This is a genomic window from Methanoculleus sp. UBA303, from assembly GCA_002501655.1.
GTDB lineage: Archaea > Halobacteriota > Methanomicrobia > Methanomicrobiales > Methanoculleaceae > Methanoculleus.
Genome location: DANY01000009.1, coordinates 52307 through 74039, shown reverse-complemented (window position 1 = coordinate 74039; position 21733 = coordinate 52307). Strand labels below are relative to the sequence as shown.

The 21733-nt window shown below is 62.5% G+C and carries 22 protein-coding genes; 20 read left to right on the top strand and 2 right to left on the bottom strand.

Annotation, left to right across the window (positions count from 1 at the left end; genetic code table 11):
- The 10 genes from glmU (BP846_RS02260) (at nucleotide 1) to BP846_RS02215 (ending at nucleotide 13800) form a co-directional block, all read left to right on the top strand.
- The gene (gene glmU / locus BP846_RS02260; protein ID WP_292392423.1) at nucleotides 1-1200 is read left to right on the top strand and encodes a bifunctional sugar-1-phosphate nucleotidylyltransferase/acetyltransferase; all 1200 of its coding nucleotides are present in this window, start codon (nucleotides 1-3) and stop codon (nucleotides 1198-1200) included.
- Nucleotide 1201: 1 nt separating this feature from the next.
- Nucleotides 1202-2356 carry a bifunctional sugar-1-phosphate nucleotidylyltransferase/acetyltransferase gene (glmU, locus tag BP846_RS02255; RefSeq protein WP_349680747.1) on the top strand — a complete coding sequence of 385 codons (1155 nt, stop codon included), beginning with the start codon at nucleotides 1202-1204 and terminating at the stop codon, nucleotides 2354-2356.
- Nucleotides 2357-4096, top strand: a complete 1740-nt coding sequence (gene glmS, locus BP846_RS02250; protein ID WP_292392422.1) for a glutamine--fructose-6-phosphate transaminase (isomerizing) — start codon at nucleotides 2357-2359, stop codon at nucleotides 4094-4096.
- The gene (locus BP846_RS02245; protein WP_292392421.1) at nucleotides 4093-4692 is read left to right on the top strand and encodes an acyltransferase; all 600 of its coding nucleotides are present in this window, start codon (nucleotides 4093-4095) and stop codon (nucleotides 4690-4692) included. Before glmS ends, BP846_RS02245 begins: the two co-directional genes overlap by 4 nt.
- A complete protein-coding gene (locus tag BP846_RS02240; RefSeq protein WP_292392420.1) occupies nucleotides 4689-5786 on the top strand; it encodes a DegT/DnrJ/EryC1/StrS family aminotransferase in 1098 nt (365 codons plus the stop codon). Before BP846_RS02245 ends, BP846_RS02240 begins: the two co-directional genes overlap by 4 nt.
- A gap of 10 nt (nucleotides 5787-5796) precedes the next feature.
- Nucleotides 5797-6942, top strand: a complete 1146-nt coding sequence (locus BP846_RS02235; protein WP_292392419.1) for a glycosyltransferase — start codon at nucleotides 5797-5799, stop codon at nucleotides 6940-6942.
- A gap of 81 nt (nucleotides 6943-7023) precedes the next feature.
- Nucleotides 7024-9678, top strand: a complete 2655-nt coding sequence (locus BP846_RS02230) for an oligosaccharyl transferase, archaeosortase A system-associated (RefSeq protein WP_292392418.1) — start codon at nucleotides 7024-7026, stop codon at nucleotides 9676-9678.
- A gap of 197 nt (nucleotides 9679-9875) precedes the next feature.
- Complete coding sequence (locus BP846_RS02225; RefSeq protein ID WP_292392417.1) at nucleotides 9876-10028, top strand: hypothetical protein; 153 nt, start codon at nucleotides 9876-9878, stop codon at nucleotides 10026-10028.
- A 154-nt stretch (nucleotides 10029-10182) separates the two neighbouring features.
- A complete protein-coding gene (locus BP846_RS02220; protein WP_292392416.1) occupies nucleotides 10183-12825 on the top strand; it encodes an oligosaccharyl transferase, archaeosortase A system-associated in 2643 nt (880 codons plus the stop codon).
- A 6-nt stretch (nucleotides 12826-12831) separates the two neighbouring features.
- Nucleotides 12832-13800 carry a histone deacetylase family protein gene (locus BP846_RS02215; RefSeq protein WP_292392415.1) on the top strand — a complete coding sequence of 323 codons (969 nt, stop codon included), beginning with the start codon at nucleotides 12832-12834 and terminating at the stop codon, nucleotides 13798-13800.
- A gap of 79 nt (nucleotides 13801-13879) precedes the next feature.
- Here BP846_RS02215 and BP846_RS02210 read toward each other — a convergent pair whose 3' ends face one another.
- Complete coding sequence (locus BP846_RS02210; protein ID WP_292392414.1) at nucleotides 13880-15055, bottom strand: YcaO-related McrA-glycine thioamidation protein; 1176 nt, start codon at nucleotides 15053-15055, stop codon at nucleotides 13880-13882.
- Nucleotides 15056-15109: 54 nt separating this feature from the next.
- Between BP846_RS02210 and BP846_RS02205 the strand changes: the two genes are divergently transcribed.
- Nucleotides 15110-15400: a DUF2098 domain-containing protein gene (locus tag BP846_RS02205; protein ID WP_292392413.1), complete on the top strand. Its 291-nt coding sequence runs from the start codon at nucleotides 15110-15112 to the stop codon at nucleotides 15398-15400.
- A gap of 34 nt (nucleotides 15401-15434) precedes the next feature.
- Here BP846_RS02205 and nikR read toward each other — a convergent pair whose 3' ends face one another.
- Nucleotides 15435-15857 carry a nickel-responsive transcriptional regulator NikR gene (nikR, locus tag BP846_RS02200; RefSeq protein ID WP_292392412.1) on the bottom strand — a complete coding sequence of 141 codons (423 nt, stop codon included), beginning with the start codon at nucleotides 15855-15857 and terminating at the stop codon, nucleotides 15435-15437.
- Between the two features lie 209 nt (nucleotides 15858-16066).
- Between nikR and BP846_RS02195 the strand changes: the two genes are divergently transcribed.
- The 9 genes from BP846_RS02195 to rdgB all read left to right on the top strand — a co-directional run bounded on the left by BP846_RS02195 (nucleotide 16067) and on the right by rdgB (nucleotide 21731).
- The gene (locus tag BP846_RS02195) at nucleotides 16067-17302 is read left to right on the top strand and encodes a translation initiation factor IF-2 subunit gamma (RefSeq protein WP_292392411.1); all 1236 of its coding nucleotides are present in this window, start codon (nucleotides 16067-16069) and stop codon (nucleotides 17300-17302) included.
- On the top strand, nucleotides 17266-17679 hold the full coding sequence (locus BP846_RS02190; RefSeq protein WP_292392410.1) for a PIN domain-containing protein: 414 nt from the start codon (nucleotides 17266-17268) through the stop codon (nucleotides 17677-17679). The genes BP846_RS02195 and BP846_RS02190 overlap by 37 nt, the downstream gene beginning before the upstream one ends.
- A gap of 7 nt (nucleotides 17680-17686) precedes the next feature.
- Nucleotides 17687-18256 (top strand): DNA-directed RNA polymerase, encoded by a 570-nt coding sequence (locus BP846_RS02185; protein WP_292392409.1) that lies wholly within the window; start codon nucleotides 17687-17689, stop codon nucleotides 18254-18256.
- The gene (gene spt4, locus BP846_RS02180; protein WP_292392408.1) at nucleotides 18256-18456 is read left to right on the top strand and encodes a transcription elongation factor subunit Spt4; all 201 of its coding nucleotides are present in this window, start codon (nucleotides 18256-18258) and stop codon (nucleotides 18454-18456) included. The genes BP846_RS02185 and spt4 overlap by 1 nt, the downstream gene beginning before the upstream one ends.
- A complete protein-coding gene (locus BP846_RS02175; RefSeq protein WP_292392407.1) occupies nucleotides 18456-18941 on the top strand; it encodes a GTP-dependent dephospho-CoA kinase family protein in 486 nt (161 codons plus the stop codon). The genes spt4 and BP846_RS02175 overlap by 1 nt, the downstream gene beginning before the upstream one ends.
- 76 nt (nucleotides 18942-19017) lie before the next feature.
- Nucleotides 19018-19311 (top strand): 30S ribosomal protein S24e, encoded by a 294-nt coding sequence (locus BP846_RS02170; protein ID WP_292392406.1) that lies wholly within the window; start codon nucleotides 19018-19020, stop codon nucleotides 19309-19311.
- 2 nt (nucleotides 19312-19313) lie between these two features.
- Nucleotides 19314-19493, top strand: coding sequence for a 30S ribosomal protein S27ae (locus BP846_RS02165; protein WP_292383878.1), 180 nt, complete (start codon nucleotides 19314-19316; stop codon nucleotides 19491-19493).
- Between the two features lie 109 nt (nucleotides 19494-19602).
- Entirely contained in the window at nucleotides 19603-21186 is a 1584-nt protein-coding gene (locus BP846_RS02160) for a bifunctional N(6)-L-threonylcarbamoyladenine synthase/serine/threonine protein kinase (RefSeq protein WP_292392405.1), read from the top strand.
- Complete coding sequence (rdgB, locus tag BP846_RS02155) at nucleotides 21183-21731, top strand: RdgB/HAM1 family non-canonical purine NTP pyrophosphatase (RefSeq protein ID WP_292392404.1); 549 nt, start codon at nucleotides 21183-21185, stop codon at nucleotides 21729-21731. The genes BP846_RS02160 and rdgB overlap by 4 nt, the downstream gene beginning before the upstream one ends.
- Nucleotides 21732-21733 lie beyond the last annotated feature (2 nt).

Genomic DNA, 21733 nt, shown 5'->3' with positions numbered 1-21733 from the left:
ATGCAGTGTGTCGTGTTAGCAGCAGGAGAGGGGAAACGGATGCGCCCCCTGACCGCCCGGCGTCCGAAGGTTATGCTTCCCATCGCCAACCGCCCGATGATGGAACACCTGGTCCTCGCGGCCCGGGACGCAGGAATCACCGACTTCATCTTCGTCGTCGGTTACTTTGAGCGTGAGATCCGGAACCACTTCAGGGACGGCAGCACTCTTGGCGTGAATATCACCTACGTCACCCAGCGGCACCAGCTCGGGACCGCCGACGCTCTCCGGGCGACGGCAGGAATGGTCAACGGGCAATTTCTCCTCCTCAACGGCGATATGGTCCTCAAGAGGAACGACATCGAGGAACTCTGCCGGATGAGCGCCCCCTGTATGGGAATACACGAGACAGACCACCCACAGGACTACGGCGTGGTGACCGTGGAGGATAGCCGTATCACCGGTCTTGAGGAGAAGTCGGAACACCCGAAGAGCAACCTGATCAACGCGGGAGCTTATCTCTTCAACCCGGACATATTCAACCTCCTTGCGGGGATCAAGATATCAGGCCGGGGTGAGTTCGAGCTGACCGACGCCCTCGAGTCCTACATCAGGGAAGGAACGCTCAATGCGTACCCGCTGGACTACTGGCTCGACGTCGGACAGCCGTGGGATCTCCTTGACGCAAACGAGGCGCTCCTCTCCTCGCTGCACCACGAACGGTGCGGCACCGTCGAAGACGGGTGCACCCTCCCCGATACGATCAGCATAGGCAAAGGAACCGTCATCCGGGCCGGCACCTACATCGAGGGCCCCTGTGTCATCGGCGAGAACTGCGTCATCGGCCCCCACGCCTATATCCGGGGCTCTACCGCCATCGGTGATGACTGCCATATCGGGCATGCGACCGAGATCAAGAACTCCATCATCATGTCGTCCACCAGGATCCCACACTTCAACTACGTGGGCGACAGTATCGTCGGGAGCGGGTGCAACTTCGGGGCCGGCACCAAGGTCGCGAACCTCAGGCACGACAACGGTGCGGTGAAGGTCTGCGGGAGGACTACCGGCAGGAGGAAGTTCGGCGCCATCATCGGCGATAACGTCCTTTTCGGCATCAACTGCTCGGTCAACGTCGGGAGCCTCGTCGGCAGCAACGCTAAGATTGCCCCCCACTCCCTCGTTGAGGGATGCATCGAGGAAGGATCAGTCATCAGGTGATATGATGCAGGCAATCATTTTAGCAGCGGGAGAAGGGAGCCGCCTCCGGCCGCTCACCCGGAGCAAGCCCAAAGCCATGCTCCCGGTCGCAAACCGGCCGATCATCGAGTACGTCATCGACGCTCTGCTGGAGAACGGGATCCGCGATATCGTTGTGGTGGTCGGCTACCGTAAAGAAGACGTCATCCGGCACCTCAACCGGCTTGAAGCCCCGATCCAGGTCGTCGTGCAGGAGCGGCAGCTCGGGACCGCCGACGCCCTCCGGGCGGCCGAGTCGGAGATCACGGACGACTTCCTCGTTCTCCCCGGTGACAACTACATCAACGCTGAATCGATCGCCCGGATCAAGAGGGAGCGAAATGCCATGCTCGTGGCCGAGCACCCGAACCCCTCGAACTTCGGGGTCGTGGTGATCAGGAACGGCTTCGTCCGCGAAATCATCGAGAAGCCCGAAGATGCCCCGACGTTCACGGTATCGACCGGGGTCTACTCATTCACACCCGACGTCTTCTCCTACCTCCGGACGAACGAGATCCCCGACGCCATCTCCGCCATGATCGCGTCGGGCCAGCGGATACGGGCGATCCCGGCAGACGACTGGCAGGATGCCATCTATCCCTGGGATCTCCTGAAACTGAACAGCCGGATGCTCAAGGGGATCACTCCCGAGATCGGCGGGACGGTCGATGCATCCGTCATCCGCCGGGGTACCGTACATATCGGCACCGGGACGACCATCGGCCCGAACACCGTGATCTACGGCCCCGTCACCATCGGGAGCAACTGCAACATCGGCCCGAACTGCGTGATCATGCCCGATGCGAGCATCGGCAACCGGGTGGTGCTTGAGCCGTTCACCTACGTTGCCGACTCGCTCATCATGAGCGATGTCAAGATAGGATCCCATTCAAGGATCGTCTCGGCGGTCTTCGGCCAGGGGTGCATCCTCGCCGACCATACTACCACCTACCCGTTCGCAAGTTTCATCGAGGTCGGAGACCGGGTCCATAAGGAGGAATTCGGCGCAGTCCTCGGCGACGGGGTCCGTGCAGCACCCTTCACAACATTTAAAAACTGCATAGCAGGTAACAGTGTTACCATTGAAGAGGGGAAGACAGTGGTCGGGCTCATCGAGGACGGCACCCGGGTGATGTAGATGTGCGGGATAGTCGGCTACATCGGAAGACGGGACGCAACGCCGGTCCTGATCCAGGGGTTGAAGCGGCTTGAGTATCGGGGCTATGACTCGTTCGGCATCGCGACGGTCGGGAGTGCGCTCGAGGTTTACAAAAAAATGGGCCGTATATCGGACGGCGAGGCTGGAGTGGTCGGTCTCCATGGATGCACCGGTATCGGGCATACCCGGTGGGCCACCCATGGCGAACCAAGCGACATCAACGCCCACCCGCATACCGACTGCACGGAGAAAATCGCCGTGGTGCACAACGGTGTCATCGAGAACTACAGCGAACTGAAGCGGCAGTTGCAGGCGCGTGGCCACACCTTCCGGTCCGAGACCGATACCGAGGTGATCGTCCACCTCATCGAGGAGCACTATGACGGAGACCTCCTCGCGGCGGTCAACGCAACCCTCCCCCTCCTCGAAGGCTCGTATGCCATCCTCGCAATTGCAGAGGATACGCAGAGGATCGTTGCCGCCCGGAACGCGAGCCCGCTCGTCCTCGGGGTCGGCGACGCCGAGATCTTTGCCGCCTCGGATATGACGCCGCTCCTTGAGTACACCGAGCGTGTGATCTACCTCGAGGACGGTGACGTGGCTGATATAACGTCCGATCACCTCAATATCTTCCACGGCGGCCGGAAGGTGGAGCGCCCGGTCGAGTTGATCAGCTGGTGCGTCGAGGATACCCGGAAGGGCGGGTTTGCCCACTACATGCTCAAGGAGATCTTCGAACAGCCCCAGTCTTTCTACGAGACCATCCGGGCAGGCATCGACGACCATGTGCGGCAGATGGTCACGGAGGCCGGCGAGATCACCCTGGTCGCGTGCGGGACGTCCTACCACACCGCCCTGATCTTCAAGTACCTGGCCGAAGCCCTCTGTAATGTCCCGGTTCGGGTCGAGATGGGGTCGGAGTTCAAGTATTTCACCCCACCCCTCCACGGCCTCGTGATCGCTGTCTCGCAATCAGGGGAGACTGCCGATACGATCGCCGCCTTAAAGATGGCAAAAGCCCGCAACTGCCCCACGCTTGCCATCACCAACGTGATGGGGAGCACCGTCACCCGGGTCGCGGATGAGACCCTGATCATGCGGGCCGGCCCCGAGATCGGCGTCGCCGCAACCAAGTCCTACACGGCACAGCTCGCGGCGCTGATGCAGATCCTCAATGCCCGCTGTGATGGGGCGTTCGACGACATCCTCTCACACGCGCACCTAGCCATCAGTGAGGTCCTCCTCCGCGAGATCAAGGAGGCGGTCACCCTCTGTTCTAAGGCCGAACACGTCTTTTTCGTGGGGAGAGGGGCATTTTACCCGGTCTCGATGGAGGGCGCCTTGAAGATGAAGGAGATCAGCTACGTCCACGCCGAGGGGTATGCGGCGGGCGAACTAAAACACGGGCCGTTCGCCCTGCTCACCCCTGAGACGCCGGTAGTCGCCATATGCACCCCCGGCCCGACCTACAGCGTGATGGCCTCGAATATCAAGGAGATGAAGGCCCGAAAGGCACCGGTCATCGGGCTCGGTGTGGAAGGCGATAAGGAGCTCGCTGAGATTGTGGATATCTTCATCCCCATCCCGAACACACACCTTCTGGTGCAGGTGCTGACCGCATCGGTCGCCCTCCAGCTGCTCGCCTACCACACCGCATGCGCCCTGCAGCGGGACGTCGACAAACCCCGGAACCTGGCAAAGAGCGTGACCGTTGAATGATTGAATATGGACACAACGCCCTCGGTGAGGGGGCGGTGATATTTGAACCGGTGACTCTCGGGTTTCCCTCCCGCGACCGGATCGGCGAGGAAGGATACCCGGGCGCCACCATCGGGAGGAACGCTATCCTCCGGTCGGGCACCATCATCTACTGCGACGTGACGATCGGCGAGGCCTTCCAGACCGGCCATAACGTTCTGATCCGCGAGAAGACAACCATCGGCGACCGTGTCGCGATCGGGACGGCGGCGGTGATCGAGGGCGACTGCACAATCGGCGACGATGTCCGCCTCCAGAGCCTGGTCTACATCCCCACCGGCGCCCGGATCGGCAACCGGGTCTTCGTCGGCCCGAACGCCGTGCTGACGAACGACCGCTATCCGCCGGGGCCCCATGAATCCCTCCGGGGCCCGGTGATCGGGGACGGCGCCGTCGTCGGTGCGAACGCAACGATCCTCCCCGGCGTCACCGTCGGTGAAGGGGCGTTCGTCGCCGCCGGCGCGGTGGTGACAAAGGACGTCCCGCCGGGGGCACTCGCGGTGGGTACACCGGCACGGTTCCGGCCGCTCCCCCCAGAGGCGAGGCGAGGCCGATGAAGATCCCCGTCGCCCGGCCGCTCGTCGGGGAGGAGGAGATAGAAGCCGTCGCCCGCGTGATGCGGTCGGGGATGCTCGCCCAGGGATCGGACGTCACGGAGTTCGAGTCGCGGTTTGCGGAATACTGTGGTGCCCGGCATGCAATCGGCGTCAACTCCGGGACGGCGGCGCTCCACGCGGCCCTCCTTGCCGCCGGCGTCGGGCCCGGGGACTCGGTGATCGTCCCGGCGTTCACGTTCTTTGCGACGGCATCAAGCGTCTCGATGTGCGGGGCAACCCCGCTCTTCGCGGACGTTGATCCACGGACGTTCAACATCGACCCGGAGTCGGTCGCGGATCTCATCAGGCCGGATACCCGGGCGGTCATCGGGGTCCACCTCTTCGGGCAGCCGTTCGACGTCGGTGCCGTCCGCGATCTCTGCGACGACCGCAGGCTCGTCCTCATCGAGGATGCGGCCCAGGCGCACGGTGCGGAGTACCAGGGAAAACGGGCAGGGAGCCTTGCCGACCTCGCCTGCTTCTCGTTCTACCCGACGAAGAACATGACCACCGGGGAAGGCGGTATGGTCACGACCGACGACGACGCCCTTGCAGAGCGGGTCAGGCTCTTCATCAACCACGGGCAGAGCAAGAAGTACTTTCACTCGGCCGTCGGCTACAACTACCGGATGACGAACATCGCCGCCGCCATCGGCCTTGTGCAGCTCGACCGGCTCCGGGGGTTCAACGAGCGCCGGATCCACAACGCTCGATACCTCGACCGCCACCTCGCGGGAACAGGGCTTATCACGCCCTACGTGGCACCGGGCGTCCGGCACGTCTACCACCAGTACGTGGTGAGGCTCCCCGCCGGCTACCCTCTGTCGAGGGATGCGTTCATGGAAGCTCTTTCCGAGCAGGGGATCGGGACCGCCGTCCACTACCCCATCCCCGTCAACCGGCAGCCGGTATACCTGGCTGGAAACAACAGCACCTCCTGCCCGGTATCGGATGACCTCGCGGCCTCGGTCGTGAGCCTGCCCGTCCACCCGTCGGTGACGGACGAAGAACTGGCGTACATCTGCGACGCGGTCCGGGAACTGCAGGAAGCATAACTGGATACCCATGAGAATTCTGCTCGTCTCCACCCAGGACTACATCCACCACCCGATCCCGTCCCGGCACCACAACATATTCGAGGAACTGGCAACACGGCACGAGGTCCACGTCCCCCATTTCCACGTCAGCAGGGGGAAGGAGCGGGAGACACGCCTCCACGTCCACGAAGCGACACAATTTCCCGTGGCAAGCCCCTTCCTCCACTACACCTTAAACGCACCCTGCCACTACCGGGTCATCCGTGATATCATCCGGGACTACGACATCGATGTCGTTGTCGGCGCCCACGTCCTCGCAGGAACGGCGATGATCCGTGCGGCGAAGAAGTTCGGCGTGCCGGTCGTCTTCGACCTGAAGGACTGGTTCCCCGACTCCGCCGCCGCCTACTACAAGAACCCCGCCATGCAGTGGGTGCTCCGGGAAGGCGTCCTCGCCGTAACCCGGTACAACCTCGACCACAGCGATGTCATCACAACGGTCTCGCCCGGGCTCGTTGCGAAACTGAAGAGATACGGCTATGAGGCGGAGTTGATCACGAACGGCGTCAACACCGACCTCTTCCGTCCAATGGATGGCAGAGTAATGCGGGAGGCCCTTGGAATTGCCCCCGATGCGTTCGTTCTCGGGTTCGCGGGCGCCGTCGAGCGGTGGTACGCCCTCGACGAGGTGGTCCGTGCGTTCCCCGAAATCCTCCAGAAGCACGAGAACGCAGAACTTCTGATCGTCGGCGGTTCGCTCTTCACTGGCTACCTGGACGAACTGCGTGCCCTTGCGGCAGACCTCGGGGTCGCCGGGCGGGTGCACTTCACCGGCGCCGTCGAGTACCATGACCTTCCCGGCTACATCGCGCCGATGGACATCTGCCTCATCCCGCTCTCGCCCCCCCAATGGGTCGATATCGCCCTGCCGAACAAGTACTTCGAGTACTCGGCATGCGGGAAACCGATCCTCTCCACCCCCATTCCCGATATGCTCCGGATGGGCGGCGGGAGCATCGCCGTCTACCGGGAGAGAGAGGAGTTCATCGAGAAGGTTGACGAACTGGCCGAGAACCCGGGACGCTGCCCGGCCGGGATCGAGGAGCACAGCTGGAAGAAGAAAGCGGAGGCGTTTGAGAAGGTCTTTACACGGTTAACAGGAAAAGCCCGGTAGGTGCTTCTTTTTCTGCTCTCCCGGATACGCCAAGGTTATTAATGGCTCGAAGGGAAACTGATTCGTAACAAGGAGGGTCCAATGGCTCACGTGGATCTCGGAAAATACCGACCGTATATAATCATAGGTTTTATCGTCCTGTTCACCCTGCTCGCGTTCTGGACGCGAGGTATCCCTTCGGATGGTCTGGTGACCGCCGACGGCGTCAATCTCCTGGAAAACGACGCCTGGTACAACATCCGCCAGGTCGAACAGACCGTCGCGAACTTCCCCGGCTACGCCTGGTTCGACGCGATGACGCTCTACCCGACCGGGGACGTCATCTACTGGGGGCCGCTCTTCATCGAGATCATATCGGCGCTCTGCGTCCTTACCGGCGCAGCGACGCGGCCGGAGATCATGGTGGTGGCGTCGTGGGTCCCGCCGCTGATGGGCGCGGCGATGGTGCCGGTCACCTACCTGCTCGGAAAGAAGATCGCGGACTGGAAGACGGGGATCATCGCGGCAGGCCTCATCGCGGTCATCAGCGGGAACTACGCCTTCCGTTCCCTCTTCGGGTTCGTCGACCACCATATCGCGGAGACGCTCTTCTCGACGATCTTCGTCCTCGCCTACGTTGCGGCACTGCTCGTCACCCGCGACCACCCGTTCTCCCTCAAGGATCGCGGAACCCTCACGGTTGAGGGCCTGAAGGCCCCGGTGCTCGCCTCGGCGCTCGCGGGCGTCGGGTACCTCCTCGGATACTTCAACATGCCGACGATGATCCTCTTCGCGCTCATCGTGACGGCGTTCACCCTGATCCAGTTCGTCCTGGACTTCTTCCAGGACCGGTCAAGCGACTACCTGGTCCTCGTAAACACTATCACCTTCGGTGTCGCGATCATCGGGACGGCAGCGTTCGGCTTCCCGCACCCCGGCCTCGACCTCTCACGCTACACCGTCGGGCACGTCATCGCCTGCGCCGCCCTCATCGCAGGCACGCTCGCGCTCTACGGTCTTGCTACCTACCTCCGCGGGCGCCCGAAGTACTACTTCCCGGCAGCGCTCGCCGGCATCGCGGTCGTCGTCGTGGCGGCGCTCTCTGTCGCCCTGCCTGACGTCTACAACCTCCTGATCGCAAGCCTCTTCGCGTTCTTCGGCGAGCAGCCGGTCACCACAACCGTCCTGGAGGCACGGGCCTGGTCGTTCGATATGGCCTGGGCAGCGTTCAACTGGGGCCTCCTCCTTATGGCGGGCGGGATCGCCTTCCTGCTCTGGTGGAGCCGCGAGAAGGTGAACCCCGCCCACGTCTTCGTCCTCGTCTGGACGGCGATCATCCTCGCCTCGACGATGGCGCACGTCCGGTACGAGTATTACTTTGCTGTCAACGTCGCCCTGCTCTCCGCCGTCTTTGCAGGCGCAGTCCTGAACATAGGGTGGAAAGACGTCACGCGCTTCGCGGGAACGGCAACGTCAGCCGCTCATGCAAGCCCGGCAGCCGCGGAGAAGCGGGAAGAGCCGCCACGAAAGGGGAAGAAGGGAGGGAAAGCCCCGGAGGCCAGAAAGCCGAAGGCTTCCTCCAAAGACCAGCCGGACTACCTGAAAGCAGGGGCGTTCATCGCGGTCGTCGTCGTGACGCTCCTCTTCGCGGGGGGTTCCCTCCAGGCGAACATTGCCCTGGCGAACAACGCCAGGTACGGCGGCGTCGACTCGCAGTGGATGGAAGCGCTCGAGTGGATGGGTGCAAACACCCCCAACCCCGGTGTCGACTACACCGCCATCCTCGACCAGAACACCTTCACCTACCCTGAGGACTCCTACGGCGTCATGTCCTGGTGGGACTACGGCCACTGGATCACCCTCATCGCAAAACGAATCCCGAACAACAACCCCTTCCAGCACGGGGTTGCCGGCCCGAACGGATCGGCCCAGTACTTCGTCGCGACCGACGAAGAGACCGCGAACAAGATCCTCGACAACATCGGCACCCGCTACGTCGTCACCGATATCCAGCTCGATACCGGGAAGTTCCACGCCCCGGCGACCTGGGCAGATCCGGACGTGGGCAGGAGTCCCTTCGAACCGCAGTTCTTCGTCCCCACGAGTACGGCCGCGACGAGCTACCAGGCGGTGCCGTTCTACAGCCAGGAATACTACCTGACGATGGTCTCCCGCCTCCACAACTTCGACGGGTCCATGGCTGACCCGACGTCGCAGGTGATCTACGCCGAGTATCGCGACGCGGGCACGGCGAACGCCTCGCTCCCCGTCATCACACGGACAGAACAGATGAACGCCACCGCGGGTGCCACCGCAGTGGAGGCATACAACAGGAACGCGCCAGCGGGCTCTCATGCCACGCTCCTGAACATGTACTACCAGTACCGGGGCGACTCGATCCTCCAGCCGCTCGAACGGGTGCCGGCGCTCCAGCACTACCGGCTCGTCCACGAGAGCCCCCAGAACGTCTACGGCACCACCGGCACGAGCGGGCCCGACCTGAAATACGTCAAGATCTTCGAGTACGTCCCGGGCGCCGCGATCAGGGGTAGCGGCATCATCGAGGTGCCGGTCGTCACGAACACCGGCCGGACGTTCACCTACCGGCAGGAGAGCGTGAACGGCACGTTCATCGTCCCGTACGCGACCGGAGGGTCGGACGGGGTCAGGACGGCGGGACCCTACCGGATCGTAGACACCAGCCAGACGTTCGAGGTCACCGAAGAGGATATCCTGCAGGGACGCACCATCAACTGAACGAGGATGCGCTCTTCGGTCATTTACGGTGACATCTTCACCAGGCACGACATGGAGGCCCACCCCGAGTCGGGCTCCCGGTTGCGTGTAGCCCTCTCGGGAGTTCCCGACAACGTGCGATGGCGTGCCCCGGTCCTGGCCACCGAAGATGACCGGGAGCAGGTCCACGATCCCCGCTACATCCGGTGGTGCAACAGATGGCAACGGGAACCTGTTTTTTAGACACAAACACCTACGTCACCTGCCACTCTTTCGACGTGGCATCCTACGCCGCCGGGTCGACCTACGCCGCGGTGGAGCGCACACTCGACGGCGAGCGCCTCTTCGCTCTGGTCTGCCCGCCGGCATAGAGGAGCACAGCTGGAAGAAGAAGGCGGAAGCGTTTGAGAAGGTCTTTGCACGACTGACGTGAAAATCCCGAGACTCACCCTGTTTTCCAGCACCGCGGATACGCCAATGTTATTAATGGTTCAGGGGAAACAGAAACGTAGCAAGGAGGGTCCGATGGCTCACGTGGATCTCGATAAGTATCGACCGTATATTATCATTGGCATTATCGTTCTGTTCACCCTGCTCCCGCTCTGGACGCGGGGGTATATTCCGGCGTCTGATATGGTGACCCCCGATGGGGTCAACCTCCTCGGCAACGACCCCTGGTATAGTGTCCGCCAGGTCGAGCAGACCGTCGCGAACTTCCCCGGTTACGCCTGGTTCGACGCCATGACGCTCTACCCGACCGGCGACGTCATCTACTGGGGACCGCTCTTCGTCCAGATCATATCGGCGCTCTGTGTCCTTGTCGGCGCAACGACGCGCCCCGAGATCATGGTGGTGGCATCCTGGGTCCCGCCGCTGATGGGCGCGGCGATGGTGCCGGTCACCTACCTGCTCGCGAGAAAGATCACGGACTGGAAGACCGGCCTCATCGCGGCAGGCCTCATCGCGGTCATCTCCGGGAGCTTCGCCCACCGCTCCCTCTTCGCCTTCGTCGACCACCACATCGCAGAGACCCTCTTCTCGACGATCTTCGTCCTCGCCTACGTCACGGCGCTGCTCACGACACGCGACAGCCCGCTCTCGCGGAAGAACCTTGAGACCCTGAAGATGCCGGTGATAACGGCGGCCGCGGCCGGCGTCGCCTACCTCCTCGGTTTCTTCAACATGCCGACGATGATCCTCCTCGCGCTCATCGTGGCGGGGTTCACCCTGGTCCAGTTTCTCCTGGACTTCTTCCAGGACCGGTCGAGCGACTATCTGGTCCTCGTAAACGCCGTCACCTTCGGCGTCGTGATCGTCGGGATAACAGCGATCGGTTTCCCGCACCCCGGCCTTGACCTCTCCCGCTACACCGTCGGGCACGTCATCGCTTACGCCGGCCTCATCGCCGGGACGCTCGCGCTCTACGGGCTCTCGGTCTACCTGAAAGGGCGCCCAAAGTATTACTTCCCCGCCGCCCTTGCAGGCCTCGCTGCCGTCGCCGTCGCGGTGCTCTTTGTCGCCCTGCCGGACATCTACAACCTCCTGATATCGAGCCTCTTCGCCTTCTTCGGCGAGGCGCCGGTCACCACGACCGTCCAGGAGGCACGGGCCTGGTCGTACAACGATGCCTGGCGAACGTTCCACTGGGGCCTCGTGCTCGCAGCCGGCGGGGTTGCCGCCCTGCTCTGGCAGAACCGTGATAGGGTGAACCCGGCCCACATCTTCGTCCTTATCTGGACGGGAGTCATCCTGGCATCGACCGCCGCACATGTCCGCTACGAATACTATCTTGCTGCAAACATCGCCCTGCTCGCCGCGGTCTTTGCCGGGGCGGTCCTCGACGCGACCTGGAAGGACGTCGCGCGCCTCTTCCGGGCGGGAAGCGGCGGGGCATCCTCCGGCCCCGGAGACGGCGGGAAGCGGGAAGAGCCGCCACGGAAGGGAAAGAAGGGGGCAAGAGCCCCGGATACCCGGAAACCGAAAGTCTCGTCGAGAGACCAGCCGGACTACATCAAGGTAGGAGCCTTCGCTGCGGTCGTCGTCGTCACGCTCATCTTCGCCGGAACCTCACTCCAGACCAACCTCGCCTATGCCGCCGGTGCGAAGTACAGCGGCATCGACTCGCAGTGGATGGAGGCCCTCGAGTGGATGGGCACGAATACGCCCGACCCCGGGGTCGACTTCCACGCCATCTACGACAAGGACACCTTCACCTACCCTGAGGGGTCCTACGGCGTCATGTCCTGGTGGGACTACGGCCACTGGATTACCTTTGTCTCAAAGCGGATCCCGAACAACAACCCCTTCCAGCACGGGGTTGCCGGGCCGAACGGCTCCGCGACCTACTTCGTCTCGACCTCCGAGGAGAAGGCAAACCGGATCCTCGACAACATCGGCACCCGCTACGTCGTCACCGACATCGAACTCGACACCAGTAAATTCCACGCGCCGGCGACGTGGGCCGATCCGGATGTTGGGAGAGCCCGGTTTGAGCCGGAATTCTTTATGCCCGTGAGCGTGGGCTCGACGAGTTACCAGGCGGTACCGTTCTACAACCAGCAGTACTACCTGACGATGGTCTCCCGTCTCCATAACTTCGACGGGTCCATGACCGACCCGGCGTCGCAGGTGATCTACGCCGAGTACCGTGACGCGGGCACGGCGAACACCTCCCTCCCGGTCATCACGCGCACCGAGCAGATGAACGCCACGGCCGCCGCGGCGGCGGTGGAGGCCTACAACAAGAGCGCGCCGGCCGGGTCTCACGCGACGCTCCTGAACATGTACTACCAGTACCGGGGAGACTCGCTCCTCCATCCGGTCGAGCGGGTGCCGGCGCTCCAGCACTACCGGCTCGTCCATGAGACACCCAAGAACATCTTCAATGTCGGCTTGAGTGGGCCTGACCTAAAATCCGTCAAGATATTCGAGTACGTCCCGGGGGCCCGCATCAAGGGCGACGGGATCATCGAGGTGCCGGTCACGACGAACACCGGCCGGGCGTTCATCTACCGGCAGGAGAGCGTGAACGGTACATTCACTGTCCCGTATGCGACGTCCGGATGGTCGGGCGAAGTGAAGACGACGGGACCATACCGGATCGCAGGTACCGACCGGACGTTCGACGTAACCGATGGGGATATCCTGCAGGGACGCACAATCAACTGAACGAGAATGCGGTCTTCAGTCATCTACGGTGACATCTTTACCAGGCACGATATGGAGGCTCACCCCGAGTCGGGCTCCCGGTTACGGGGGGCCCTCTCCGGGGTCCCCGATAACATAAGGTGGCATGCCCCGGTTCGGGCTACCGAGAGAGACCTGGAGCGGGTCCACCGTCCCCAGTACATCCGGTGGGTGCAGGAGATAGCACGAGGAACCTGTTTTTTAGATCCGAATACCTACGTCACCTGCCACTCGTTCGAGGCGGCGTCCTATGCAGCCGGATCAACCTCTGCAGCGGTGGAGCGCACACTCGACGGCGAGCACCTGTTTGCCCTGGTCCGCCCTCCGGGCCACCATGCTGAGCCCGACCGGGCGATGGGGTTCTGCATCTTTAATAATGCCGCCATCGCGGCGGCGAAAGCACTTCTGTCGGTTGACCGGGTGGCGATCCTCGACTGGGACCTGCACCACGGCAACGGCACGCAGACGGCTTTTTACGGGAGCGATCGGGTGCTCTTCTGCTCGGTGCACGAGGCCGACAGTTTCCCGAAGACCGGGTGGGTGGATGAGATCGGCACCGGTGCTGGCCGGGGCTACACTCTCAACGCCCCGCTTGCGGCGGGGTCCACCATCGCCGATTACTGCTACGTCTTTCGCGAGGTCTTCGTCCCGGCGCTCGCCCGGTTCCGACCCGACGTCCTGATCGTCTCGGCCGGACAGGACGCCCTCTCCGACGACGCGCACGGGCAGATGAACCTTGAGCCCGAGGACTACGGCGTGCTCACCGGTATGCTGATCGACGGCACGGACCTCCCTCTCGCCCTGACCCTCGAGGGGGGTTACGGCCCGTCGCACGGGAAGGCGATCGCCGCGATATTTGGTGCCCTCTCGGGGAAGCGGTCTTTGCCTGCAGAGAACCCCCTGCACCGAACCACGAAGAGGGTTGTCGACATCTTAAAGAAGGTCCGGTTCTGCTGAGCGCGACTGGCCGAAGGGCAGGAGCATGAGCACCGCAGGTGCAAGGCGCGGAGGGGAGGCCTTCCCGGCCCCGCCCATATCACCCCTGCGTGGCCTGCCGCCGGTCCGGATCCATGTAGGAGACCTCAAACCCGGGGAGGATGACCCGCACCACCGGCACCGGGGTCCTTGAGAGGTCGCAGACGCAGACCCGGTCCGTATAAGGACTGACCTCATCGAGCACCCGACGTATGTCGAGGTCGAACCGCGGGGTGCTCGCGTCGGGAACATCCCCGATATCGACGGTTTCTCCGTCGGCAAACCACATCCGGTTGATCCGCTTCAGCCGGTCGTATCCCGCCTTCCTGATGACCAGTTCCCGCCGGGGATCGGTGCGGCCGCCCTGGAGGTAACTCCCGCGGCTCTGGGCGACCTCGGTCAGGGCACGGAGCGCCGCGATCTCGGGGGAGGTGTGCGTCCCCGATCCGATGACGATCATCGCCGGGTCCTTCGTGACGGTGTCGTCCGCAGCGGCAGCGACGGTGGGGATGCCGGTCTTCCCGGAGAGCAGCCAGAGGTGGATATCGATACCGTTCTCCTCAAACCGGTCGAGGACCTGCCGGGCGGCGCAGTCGCTCCCGATTGTGAGGCGGCGCCCGAGGTCGCGCTTCTGGTCGGCGAGGCTGAGCGCATCCCGCTCGATCACCTCGAAGAGGGCGTGCAGGATCGCCTCCTCGATGACGTTTCCTGATGCGAGCCCGTTCGAGTCACTCCGGAAGAGGGGTATGGTCATGCCGAGCGAGTCATACGGGTGGAAGACGGCGTTACTCGGGACGTAGACCTCCTCATCGTTCAGAATATCCCACGCCGCCGTCCAGTGGACTTTCTCCCCCTGCTCAAGTCTTCGCGGGAGGATCAGGTCTTCGGGGTGCACCGCCCGCCCCGGGCCGATCTCCTCGTAGGTGGCATACTCCATCCGGTCGCCCCGGTACTCAGCGCAGTAACGCTCGAGCGCCTCCATCATCGCCGAGACCCGGGCATGGACGGGTTCCTTTCCCTTTCCAGCATGGACGCGAACCGCCCCCCGGGCCGCTCCCGGCCGAACCGCCGAGAAGACGGGGATCCCGAGACGGTCGAGAGGGGTCACGTCGATAATCTCCACAACACCGATCTCCGCCATCAACGGCTCTACGGCGGCACGGGTCTCCTCGGGAGAACGGGAGCGGTGCGTTCCGTCAAAATACAGTTTCTCTACCGGGTGAATCGTGATTGCCATTCAAGATCCCTTGGAGGTGATACCTTAATAGTATTGCAGATGTACCTACCACGTATGAGCACGGATGACGTGGTCGTGGGCGCAGTCGTCCGATATCCCCGCACCGGCACGACCGGAAAGGTCCTGCGGGTCGAGGAGATCGACGGATGGAAGTACGCCGAACTCGACAGCACCGGACTCTACTACCGGGTGGACGAACTCGTCGGCGCCGACCGCACGACCGAGCACGTGGAGAGAGAGGAGCGCTCCCTGGAGGACTACCTCAAAGAACACAAAGAACTTAAAGAGCAGCTGGAAGGGGTGTGGGAGAAAGCGACCGATCAGAGCTGTGAAGGCGGCGGGTGAACTATCCCCTCGCTCCACCCCCTTCATACCGAAGTTAACCCTCGATCGGTATGGTGGTAAGTTTCACCGCCTCGACACCTTTCTGTGCCATCAGCCGTTCCGTAATATCCTTCAGCACCGCACCATCCCCGCGGATCAGGATCACCTCAAGGCACTTGTTATGGGTCACGTGCGAGTGGAGGGATGCCTGGATGATATGAGCATACTGGTGCTGGATCTCGGTGAGCGTCTGAAGCAGCCCACGCTGGTCATGCTCATAGACCATGGTAATGACGCCCTGACGCTCTCCTTTTACATCGGATATCCACTGATAGTGGGTGATGTAACTCCGTATCGAATCCCGTATCCCTTCGGAACGGGAGGAGTACCCCCGGAGGCTCAGGATCTCGTCGAATTTATCGAGAAGGTTCTTGGGTAAAGAGATCCCGATACGTGAAAGTTCGGTATCACCTGACATACTATGATCAGCTCCCATATCTCTATTCATGGGGTATAAATTCTCGCTAACATCATGATGCATTTTCATACTTCGTATGCCACACGAGCAGTAGCATACGGAGGTAACCCGGATGCGCTATGCTACTACGACAGGGAGCAGAAAAGTAATCACTACTGATTATGTATAAGTAGTGTCACTCTATATTGGATAAGGAGGTTCGAAAACTTTTGCGAGATGCATTCATTCCCGGCGTCAATATTGGGCTCGTGGGTCATGTCGATCACGGCAAGACCACCCTGGTCAGCGCGCTGACCGGTACCTGGACTGACAGGCACAGCGAGGAGATCAAGCGCGGCATCTCCATCCGGCTCGGCTACGCGGATACAACATTTTACAAGTGCGAGAGGTGCGAGGGAGCACAGGCCTATTCTCCCCAACCCGAATGCCCAAAATGCGGAGGAAAGGCGGTTCCGTTCCGGACGGTCTCGTTCGTTGATGCCCCCGGCCACGAGACGCTGATGGCAACGATGCTCTCTGGTTCCGCGCTGATGGACGGCGCAATGCTCGTTATCGCTGCAAACGAGGCATGCCCGCAGCCTCAGACCAAGGAGCACCTGATGGCACTCGAGCTGATCGGCATCAGAAAGATCGTCATCGTCCAGAACAAGATCGACGTGGTCACCCAGGCCGAGGCGCTTGAGCACTATAAGCAGATCAAACGGTTCATCAAAGGCACCATTGCCGAGAACGCACCGATCATTCCGGTCTCCGCGCAGAAGGGAGTCAATATCGGCGCCCTGATCCAGACTCTCGACGCGGTCATACCGGAGCCTGCCCGCAACCCGGAGATCGACCCGGTGCTGCTCGTCGCACGGTCGTTTGACATCAACAAACCCGGCTGCAGCTGGCGGGACGTGAAAGGCGGCGTCATCGGCGGCTCGCTCATTCGCGGTGTCCTGCATGAGGGTGACGACATCGAGATCCGGCCCGGCCGGCAGGTGCAGGTGGAGAACCGGATGAAGTGGGAGCCGGTCGAGACGAAGATCACCTCCATCAACGCCGGTAAAACCAGGGTGACCGAGGCGGCGCCCGGAGGTCTCCTCGGCGTCGCGACGAAACTCGATCCGGCACTGACAAAGAGTGACGCCCTCGCCGGGCAGGTGGCCGGACTCGTGGGGAGACTCCCACCCGTCTGGGATCGGCTGAAGTTCGACGTCACGCTCATGGACCGGGTGGTTGGTGCAGACAGCGAGCAGATCATTGAGCCGCTCAAACATAAGGAGCCGCTGATGCTCTCGGTCGGCACCGCCGTCACCGTCGGCGTGATCACGAACGCGAAGAAGAACCAGGTGGAGGTCCAGCTGAAGCGTGCGGTCTGTGCGGAGGTCGGCGCACGGATCGCTATCAGCAGGCAGGTCGGCGGGCGATGGCGGCTGATCGGCATGGGTATTCTGGTCGAGTGAAGGTACTCCTCGACACGAACGCCCTCTTAATGCCGGCCCAGTTCGGGATTGACCTGTACGACGAGCTTATGAATCTCTTTGGGGACTTCGAGCCGGTCACGCTGGAAGAGGTGGTCGGTGAGTTACGCGGGCTCACCCGGGGCCGCGGCCGCGATGCAGCTGCCGCCCGTGTGGGCCTCGCGCTGGCCCTGCGCTCGACGATCGTGCCGAGCGGAAGTGCCGCCGATCGCGTGGACGACCGGGTGATCGAGTACGCCCGGCGGGAAAGGTGCACTGTGGTGACGAACGATCGAGAACTCCGGAACGCTCTCCTTCGTGAGGAAATTGACGTCGTTTCGATGCGAAGACAGAGAACATTGGAGCTGATGAGGGGATAGTGAAACCATGTATTACAAGATGACGCTGGAGGACAAGGTGCGGGTTCCGCCCCACCGCCTTGGGGAAGACCTGGAGAAGGTTATTCTCAATGTATTGCAGGAACAGCTGGAAGGCAGCATCGCAAAGGAGATCGGCATATTCATTGCGGTTACGAAGATCCTCAATGTCGGTGAGGGGGAGCTGATCCCCGGGGACGGTGCCGTCTACTACGATGTCAGGTTCGAGGCGGCGGTGCTTCGCCTGGCACTCCAGGAAGTGATCGAGGGGGAGGTGGTGGAGACGACGAGTTTCGGCGCGTTCGTCAGCCTCGGGCCCATCGACGCCATGCTCCACGTGAGCCAGATATCGGATGAATATATCAACTACGACGAGAAGAACGGCAGGCTGATCTGCCAGGACTCGAAACGGTATATTGCTGTCGGCGACGGCATCCGAGCCCGGGTTGTTGCGCTCTCGCTGAATGAGCGCGAGCCCCGGGAGAGCAAGATCGGCCTCACCATGCGGCAGTCGGGCCTCGGGACCACGGTCTGGCTGGAAGAGGAACTTGAACAGGAGAAACAGAAAGGAGCTGCATAATGGTCGTGCGCAAGAAGCTGGTCAAGGTCTGCCGCGAGTGTCACCGGGTCGTCGAAGGAGAGGCCTGCGTGATCTGCGGCACGACTAACCTGAGCGAAGACTGGGCAGGATATGTGGTGATCATCGATCCCGAGCATTCGGATATCGCGAAGAAGATGAATATCACCCTGCCCGGCCGATATGCGCTGAAGGTCCGTTGATGCTCAGGCTTCCCGAAGCGCATCGGGATCTCTTCAAAAAACCGTTCGGCACCCTCTACAGGGACATCAGGGAACTCCTTCCCCAACTCGAAGGCCGTGCGGTCTACACCGTCGGCGATGTGGTGACCCACAATCTCCTGGATGCGGGGATCGTCCCGGATATCGCCATCATCGACGGCTACACGATGCGCTTACCCTGCACCCATTCGCCCCTGCTCCAGGAGAGAAGGGTAACAGCGAAGAACGCCCCCGGCACGATCACCGACGAACTCGTGGATGCAATCGACGAGATGGTCCGGGACCCCCCGGGAGTGATCTTCGTCGACGGCGAGGAGGATCTTGCGGTCATCCCGCTCGTCCTCGCCGCGCCACACGGTGCTGCCATACTCTATGGGCAGCCGGGAGAAGGAGCTGTCCTCCGGCTCGTTGATGCGTCGGCGAAGCGAGAGGCCGCGTCTATGCTGAGAGTTTTTGTGCGTGAGTGAGGAGTGAGGCGAAACCCGCGCCAGCGCTCCATCCCAGAGTATAAATAAATCCGCCAACAATATTTTAGGGATATCGATGGACTTCGAAATTACCCGTGACGTGAGGAACGAGGTGTTGAACCGGAGGGAGCTTGCGTTTACGCTCACCTTTGACGGCCCGACACCCTCGCGGAAGAGCATTCAGGAGAAGCTCGCCGCGATGCTGAATAAGAATGAGAATCTCGTTGTACTGGACCTTGAGCGGACCCGGTTCGGAAAGATGGAAGTCGCCGGCCGTGCCCGGATCTACGACGACGAGGAGAGCAAAAAGTCGACCGAACGGGAGTATCTCCTCAAGCGCGGCGAGCCGAAGGCCGAGAGCGAGGCGTAAGAATGGCAGCCAAGAAGCAGGAATCAACCAAGGTCAAGAGACACGAGTGCTACGAGGTCAAGGGCGACAAGGTAGTCCTGCAGAAGCGGCACTGTCCCCGGTGCGGCCCCGGCGTGCTGATGGCCGAGCACAAGGACCGGGCGGCCTGCGGCAAGTGCGGCTACACCGAGTTCCGGAAGTAATCCTCACCCAGATACCAAATACGATCACGGCCGCAGTTCACCTGCTCCCGTCTGCAGGCCCCGGCCGCGGCCGGCCTTTTTCACAACACAACGGAGCGACATCTGTTTCATGCCGAATATGATACCTGAGGACGGGCTGGTGCTGGGACTTGAGGGAACAGCGTGGAACCTCAGTGCCGCCCTCTTCGGGGAAGACCTGGTCGCCCTCCACTCGTCGCCCTACGTCCCGCCAAAGGGAGGAATCCACCCGCGAGAGGCCGCGCAGCACCACGCCTCGGTGATGAAGGAAGTCATATCCCGGGTGCTCACTGAACCGGAACGGATCCGGGCAGTCGCCTTCTCCCAGGGACCCGGCCTCGGTCCCTCCCTTCGGACGGTGGCGACCGCTGCACGAGCCCTCTCGATTGCCCTTGGCGTGCCGCTCGTCGGTGTCAACCACTGCGTGGCGCACGTTGAGATCGGGAGGTGGGCAACTGGATTTCACGACCCGATCGTCCTCTACGCGAGCGGCGCCAACACGCAGGTGCTCGGCTACTTAAACGGCCGCTACCGGATCTTCGGTGAGACACTGGACATCGGGCTCGGGAACGCACTCGACAAGTTCGCCCGGAGCCACGATCTCCCGCATCCGGGCGGCCCGATCATCGAGAGACTTGCGCGGCAGGGGAACTACATCGAGTTCCCATACACGGTGAAGGGGATGGACCTCGCCTTCTCCGGGCTCGTCAGCGCCGCCCAGGAGAGCACGGCGGCGCTCGAGGATGTCTGCTTTAGCCTGCAGGAGACCGCGTTTGCCATGTGTGTCGAGGTGACGGAGCGGGCGCTCGCGCATGCCGGCAAGGATGAGGTCCTGCTCGTCGGTGGGGTCGGCGCAAATGCGCGGCTGCAGGAGATGCTCCGGATGATGTGCGAGGACCGGGGAGCGTCGTTCGCCGTCCCGGAGCGGACGTACCTCGGCGACAACGGTGCGATGATCGCCTATACGGGAAAGATCATGTTGGAGCACAACATCACGCTCCCCATCGAGGAGTCGCAGATCCGGCCGGGCTACCGGGCGGACGAGGTGGAGGTTACCTGGCGGGCCGAGCCCGGCGAGATCTTTGCTGCCGGGCGCGACGATGGAGGTGTCGCCCGGGGTGCGGAGGCGGTCGTGGAGATCCGCGAGGACGATGTGGTCAAGCGCCGGACGAGCAAGCGTTACCGGGATCCGGTCCTCGACCGGCGACTGATCACGGAGCGGACCCGGGCTGAGGCCCGCCTGATCGCGGCGGCCCGGCGGGCGGGGGTCCCCACCCCGGTGATCAGGGATATTACCGCTGATACAATCGTCATGGAGAGGGCCAGAGGTGAGGTGCTGAAATACGTCACCACACCGGAGACGATCGGCCTCGCGGGCGAGGCGGTTGGGAGGCTGCATGGGGCGGGGATCGTCCACGGCGACCTGACGACGAGCAACATGATCATCCGCGACGGCCAGTGTGTCCTGATCGACTTCGGACTTGCGTCCACGTCATCGGAGATCGAGAGCCGGGGAGTCGACCTCCACGTCTTCTTCCAGACGCTCGAGAGCACCACGGAGAACTTCGAGGAGTTGAAGGAGGCTTTCATCGAGGGGTATGCGGGCGCGTTCCCCGGGGCAGGAGAGGTCCTCTCCCGCGAGCATGAGGTAGAACTGCGGGGGCGCTACCTGTGAGGCTCGCGGTGGTGACGAGCAACGCCAACAAGGCGCGGGAGGTGGCTGCATACTTCGCAGGGGTGCTTGAGGTCGAGCATGTTCCGCTCGCGTGCCCGGAGTTCCGCCACGCCAACGTCGGGGAGATAGCACGAGGAAAGGCGGAGTTCGCCTATCAGACGCTATCTCGCCCGCTGATCGTCGACGACACAGCCTTCTTCATCGACGCGCTCCGGGGGTTTCCGGGGCCATACGCGGCCTACGTCCAGGACACCATCGGGAACGCTGGGGTTCTGAAACTCATGGAGGGCGTGGAGAACCGGGACGCCCACTTCGAGACAGCGATCGCGTTCGCCCGAGAAGACGGTATCCGGATCTTCAGGGGAGTCCTGCCGGGGACGATCGTCGCCCCCCGGGGGACTGATGGGTTCGGCTACGACCCGATCTTCGCATACGAAGGGCGGACGCTCGCCGAGATACCGCTCGTCGAGAAGAGCCGGATATCGCACCGGGCACGGGCACTCGAGGCGTTCCGTGCATGGATCGAGCAGGAGCGCACCGCGTGACA

Coding starts and splice junctions, on each gene's coding strand:
- BP846_RS02210 (WP_292392414.1), bottom strand. CDS start 15,055: ATGGCAATCACGATTCACCCGGTAGAGAAACTGTATTTTGACGGAACG.
- BP846_RS02160 (WP_292392405.1), top strand. CDS start 19,603: ATGCCGAATATGATACCTGAGGACGGGCTGGTGCTGGGACTTGAGGGA.
- BP846_RS02185 (WP_292392409.1), top strand. CDS start 17,687: ATGTATTACAAGATGACGCTGGAGGACAAGGTGCGGGTTCCGCCCCAC.
- BP846_RS02165 (WP_292383878.1), top strand. CDS start 19,314: ATGGCAGCCAAGAAGCAGGAATCAACCAAGGTCAAGAGACACGAGTGC.
- BP846_RS02225 (WP_292392417.1), top strand. CDS start 9,876: ATGGCAACGGGAACCTGTTTTTTAGACACAAACACCTACGTCACCTGC.
- BP846_RS02215 (WP_292392415.1), top strand. CDS start 12,832: ATGCGGTCTTCAGTCATCTACGGTGACATCTTTACCAGGCACGATATG.
- glmU (WP_349680747.1), top strand. CDS start 1,202: ATGATGCAGGCAATCATTTTAGCAGCGGGAGAAGGGAGCCGCCTCCGG.
- BP846_RS02175 (WP_292392407.1), top strand. CDS start 18,456: ATGCTCAGGCTTCCCGAAGCGCATCGGGATCTCTTCAAAAAACCGTTC.
- glmU (WP_292392423.1), top strand. CDS start 1: ATGCAGTGTGTCGTGTTAGCAGCAGGAGAGGGGAAACGGATGCGCCCC.
- glmS (WP_292392422.1), top strand. CDS start 2,357: ATGTGCGGGATAGTCGGCTACATCGGAAGACGGGACGCAACGCCGGTC.
- BP846_RS02190 (WP_292392410.1), top strand. CDS start 17,266: ATGGCGGCTGATCGGCATGGGTATTCTGGTCGAGTGAAGGTACTCCTC.
- BP846_RS02240 (WP_292392420.1), top strand. CDS start 4,689: ATGAAGATCCCCGTCGCCCGGCCGCTCGTCGGGGAGGAGGAGATAGAA.
- spt4 (WP_292392408.1), top strand. CDS start 18,256: ATGGTCGTGCGCAAGAAGCTGGTCAAGGTCTGCCGCGAGTGTCACCGG.
- BP846_RS02245 (WP_292392421.1), top strand. CDS start 4,093: ATGATTGAATATGGACACAACGCCCTCGGTGAGGGGGCGGTGATATTT.
- BP846_RS02230 (WP_292392418.1), top strand. CDS start 7,024: ATGGCTCACGTGGATCTCGGAAAATACCGACCGTATATAATCATAGGT.
- BP846_RS02220 (WP_292392416.1), top strand. CDS start 10,183: ATGGCTCACGTGGATCTCGATAAGTATCGACCGTATATTATCATTGGC.
- nikR (WP_292392412.1), bottom strand. CDS start 15,857: ATGTCAGGTGATACCGAACTTTCACGTATCGGGATCTCTTTACCCAAG.
- BP846_RS02205 (WP_292392413.1), top strand. CDS start 15,110: ATGAGCACGGATGACGTGGTCGTGGGCGCAGTCGTCCGATATCCCCGC.
- BP846_RS02235 (WP_292392419.1), top strand. CDS start 5,797: ATGAGAATTCTGCTCGTCTCCACCCAGGACTACATCCACCACCCGATC.
- BP846_RS02170 (WP_292392406.1), top strand. CDS start 19,018: ATGGACTTCGAAATTACCCGTGACGTGAGGAACGAGGTGTTGAACCGG.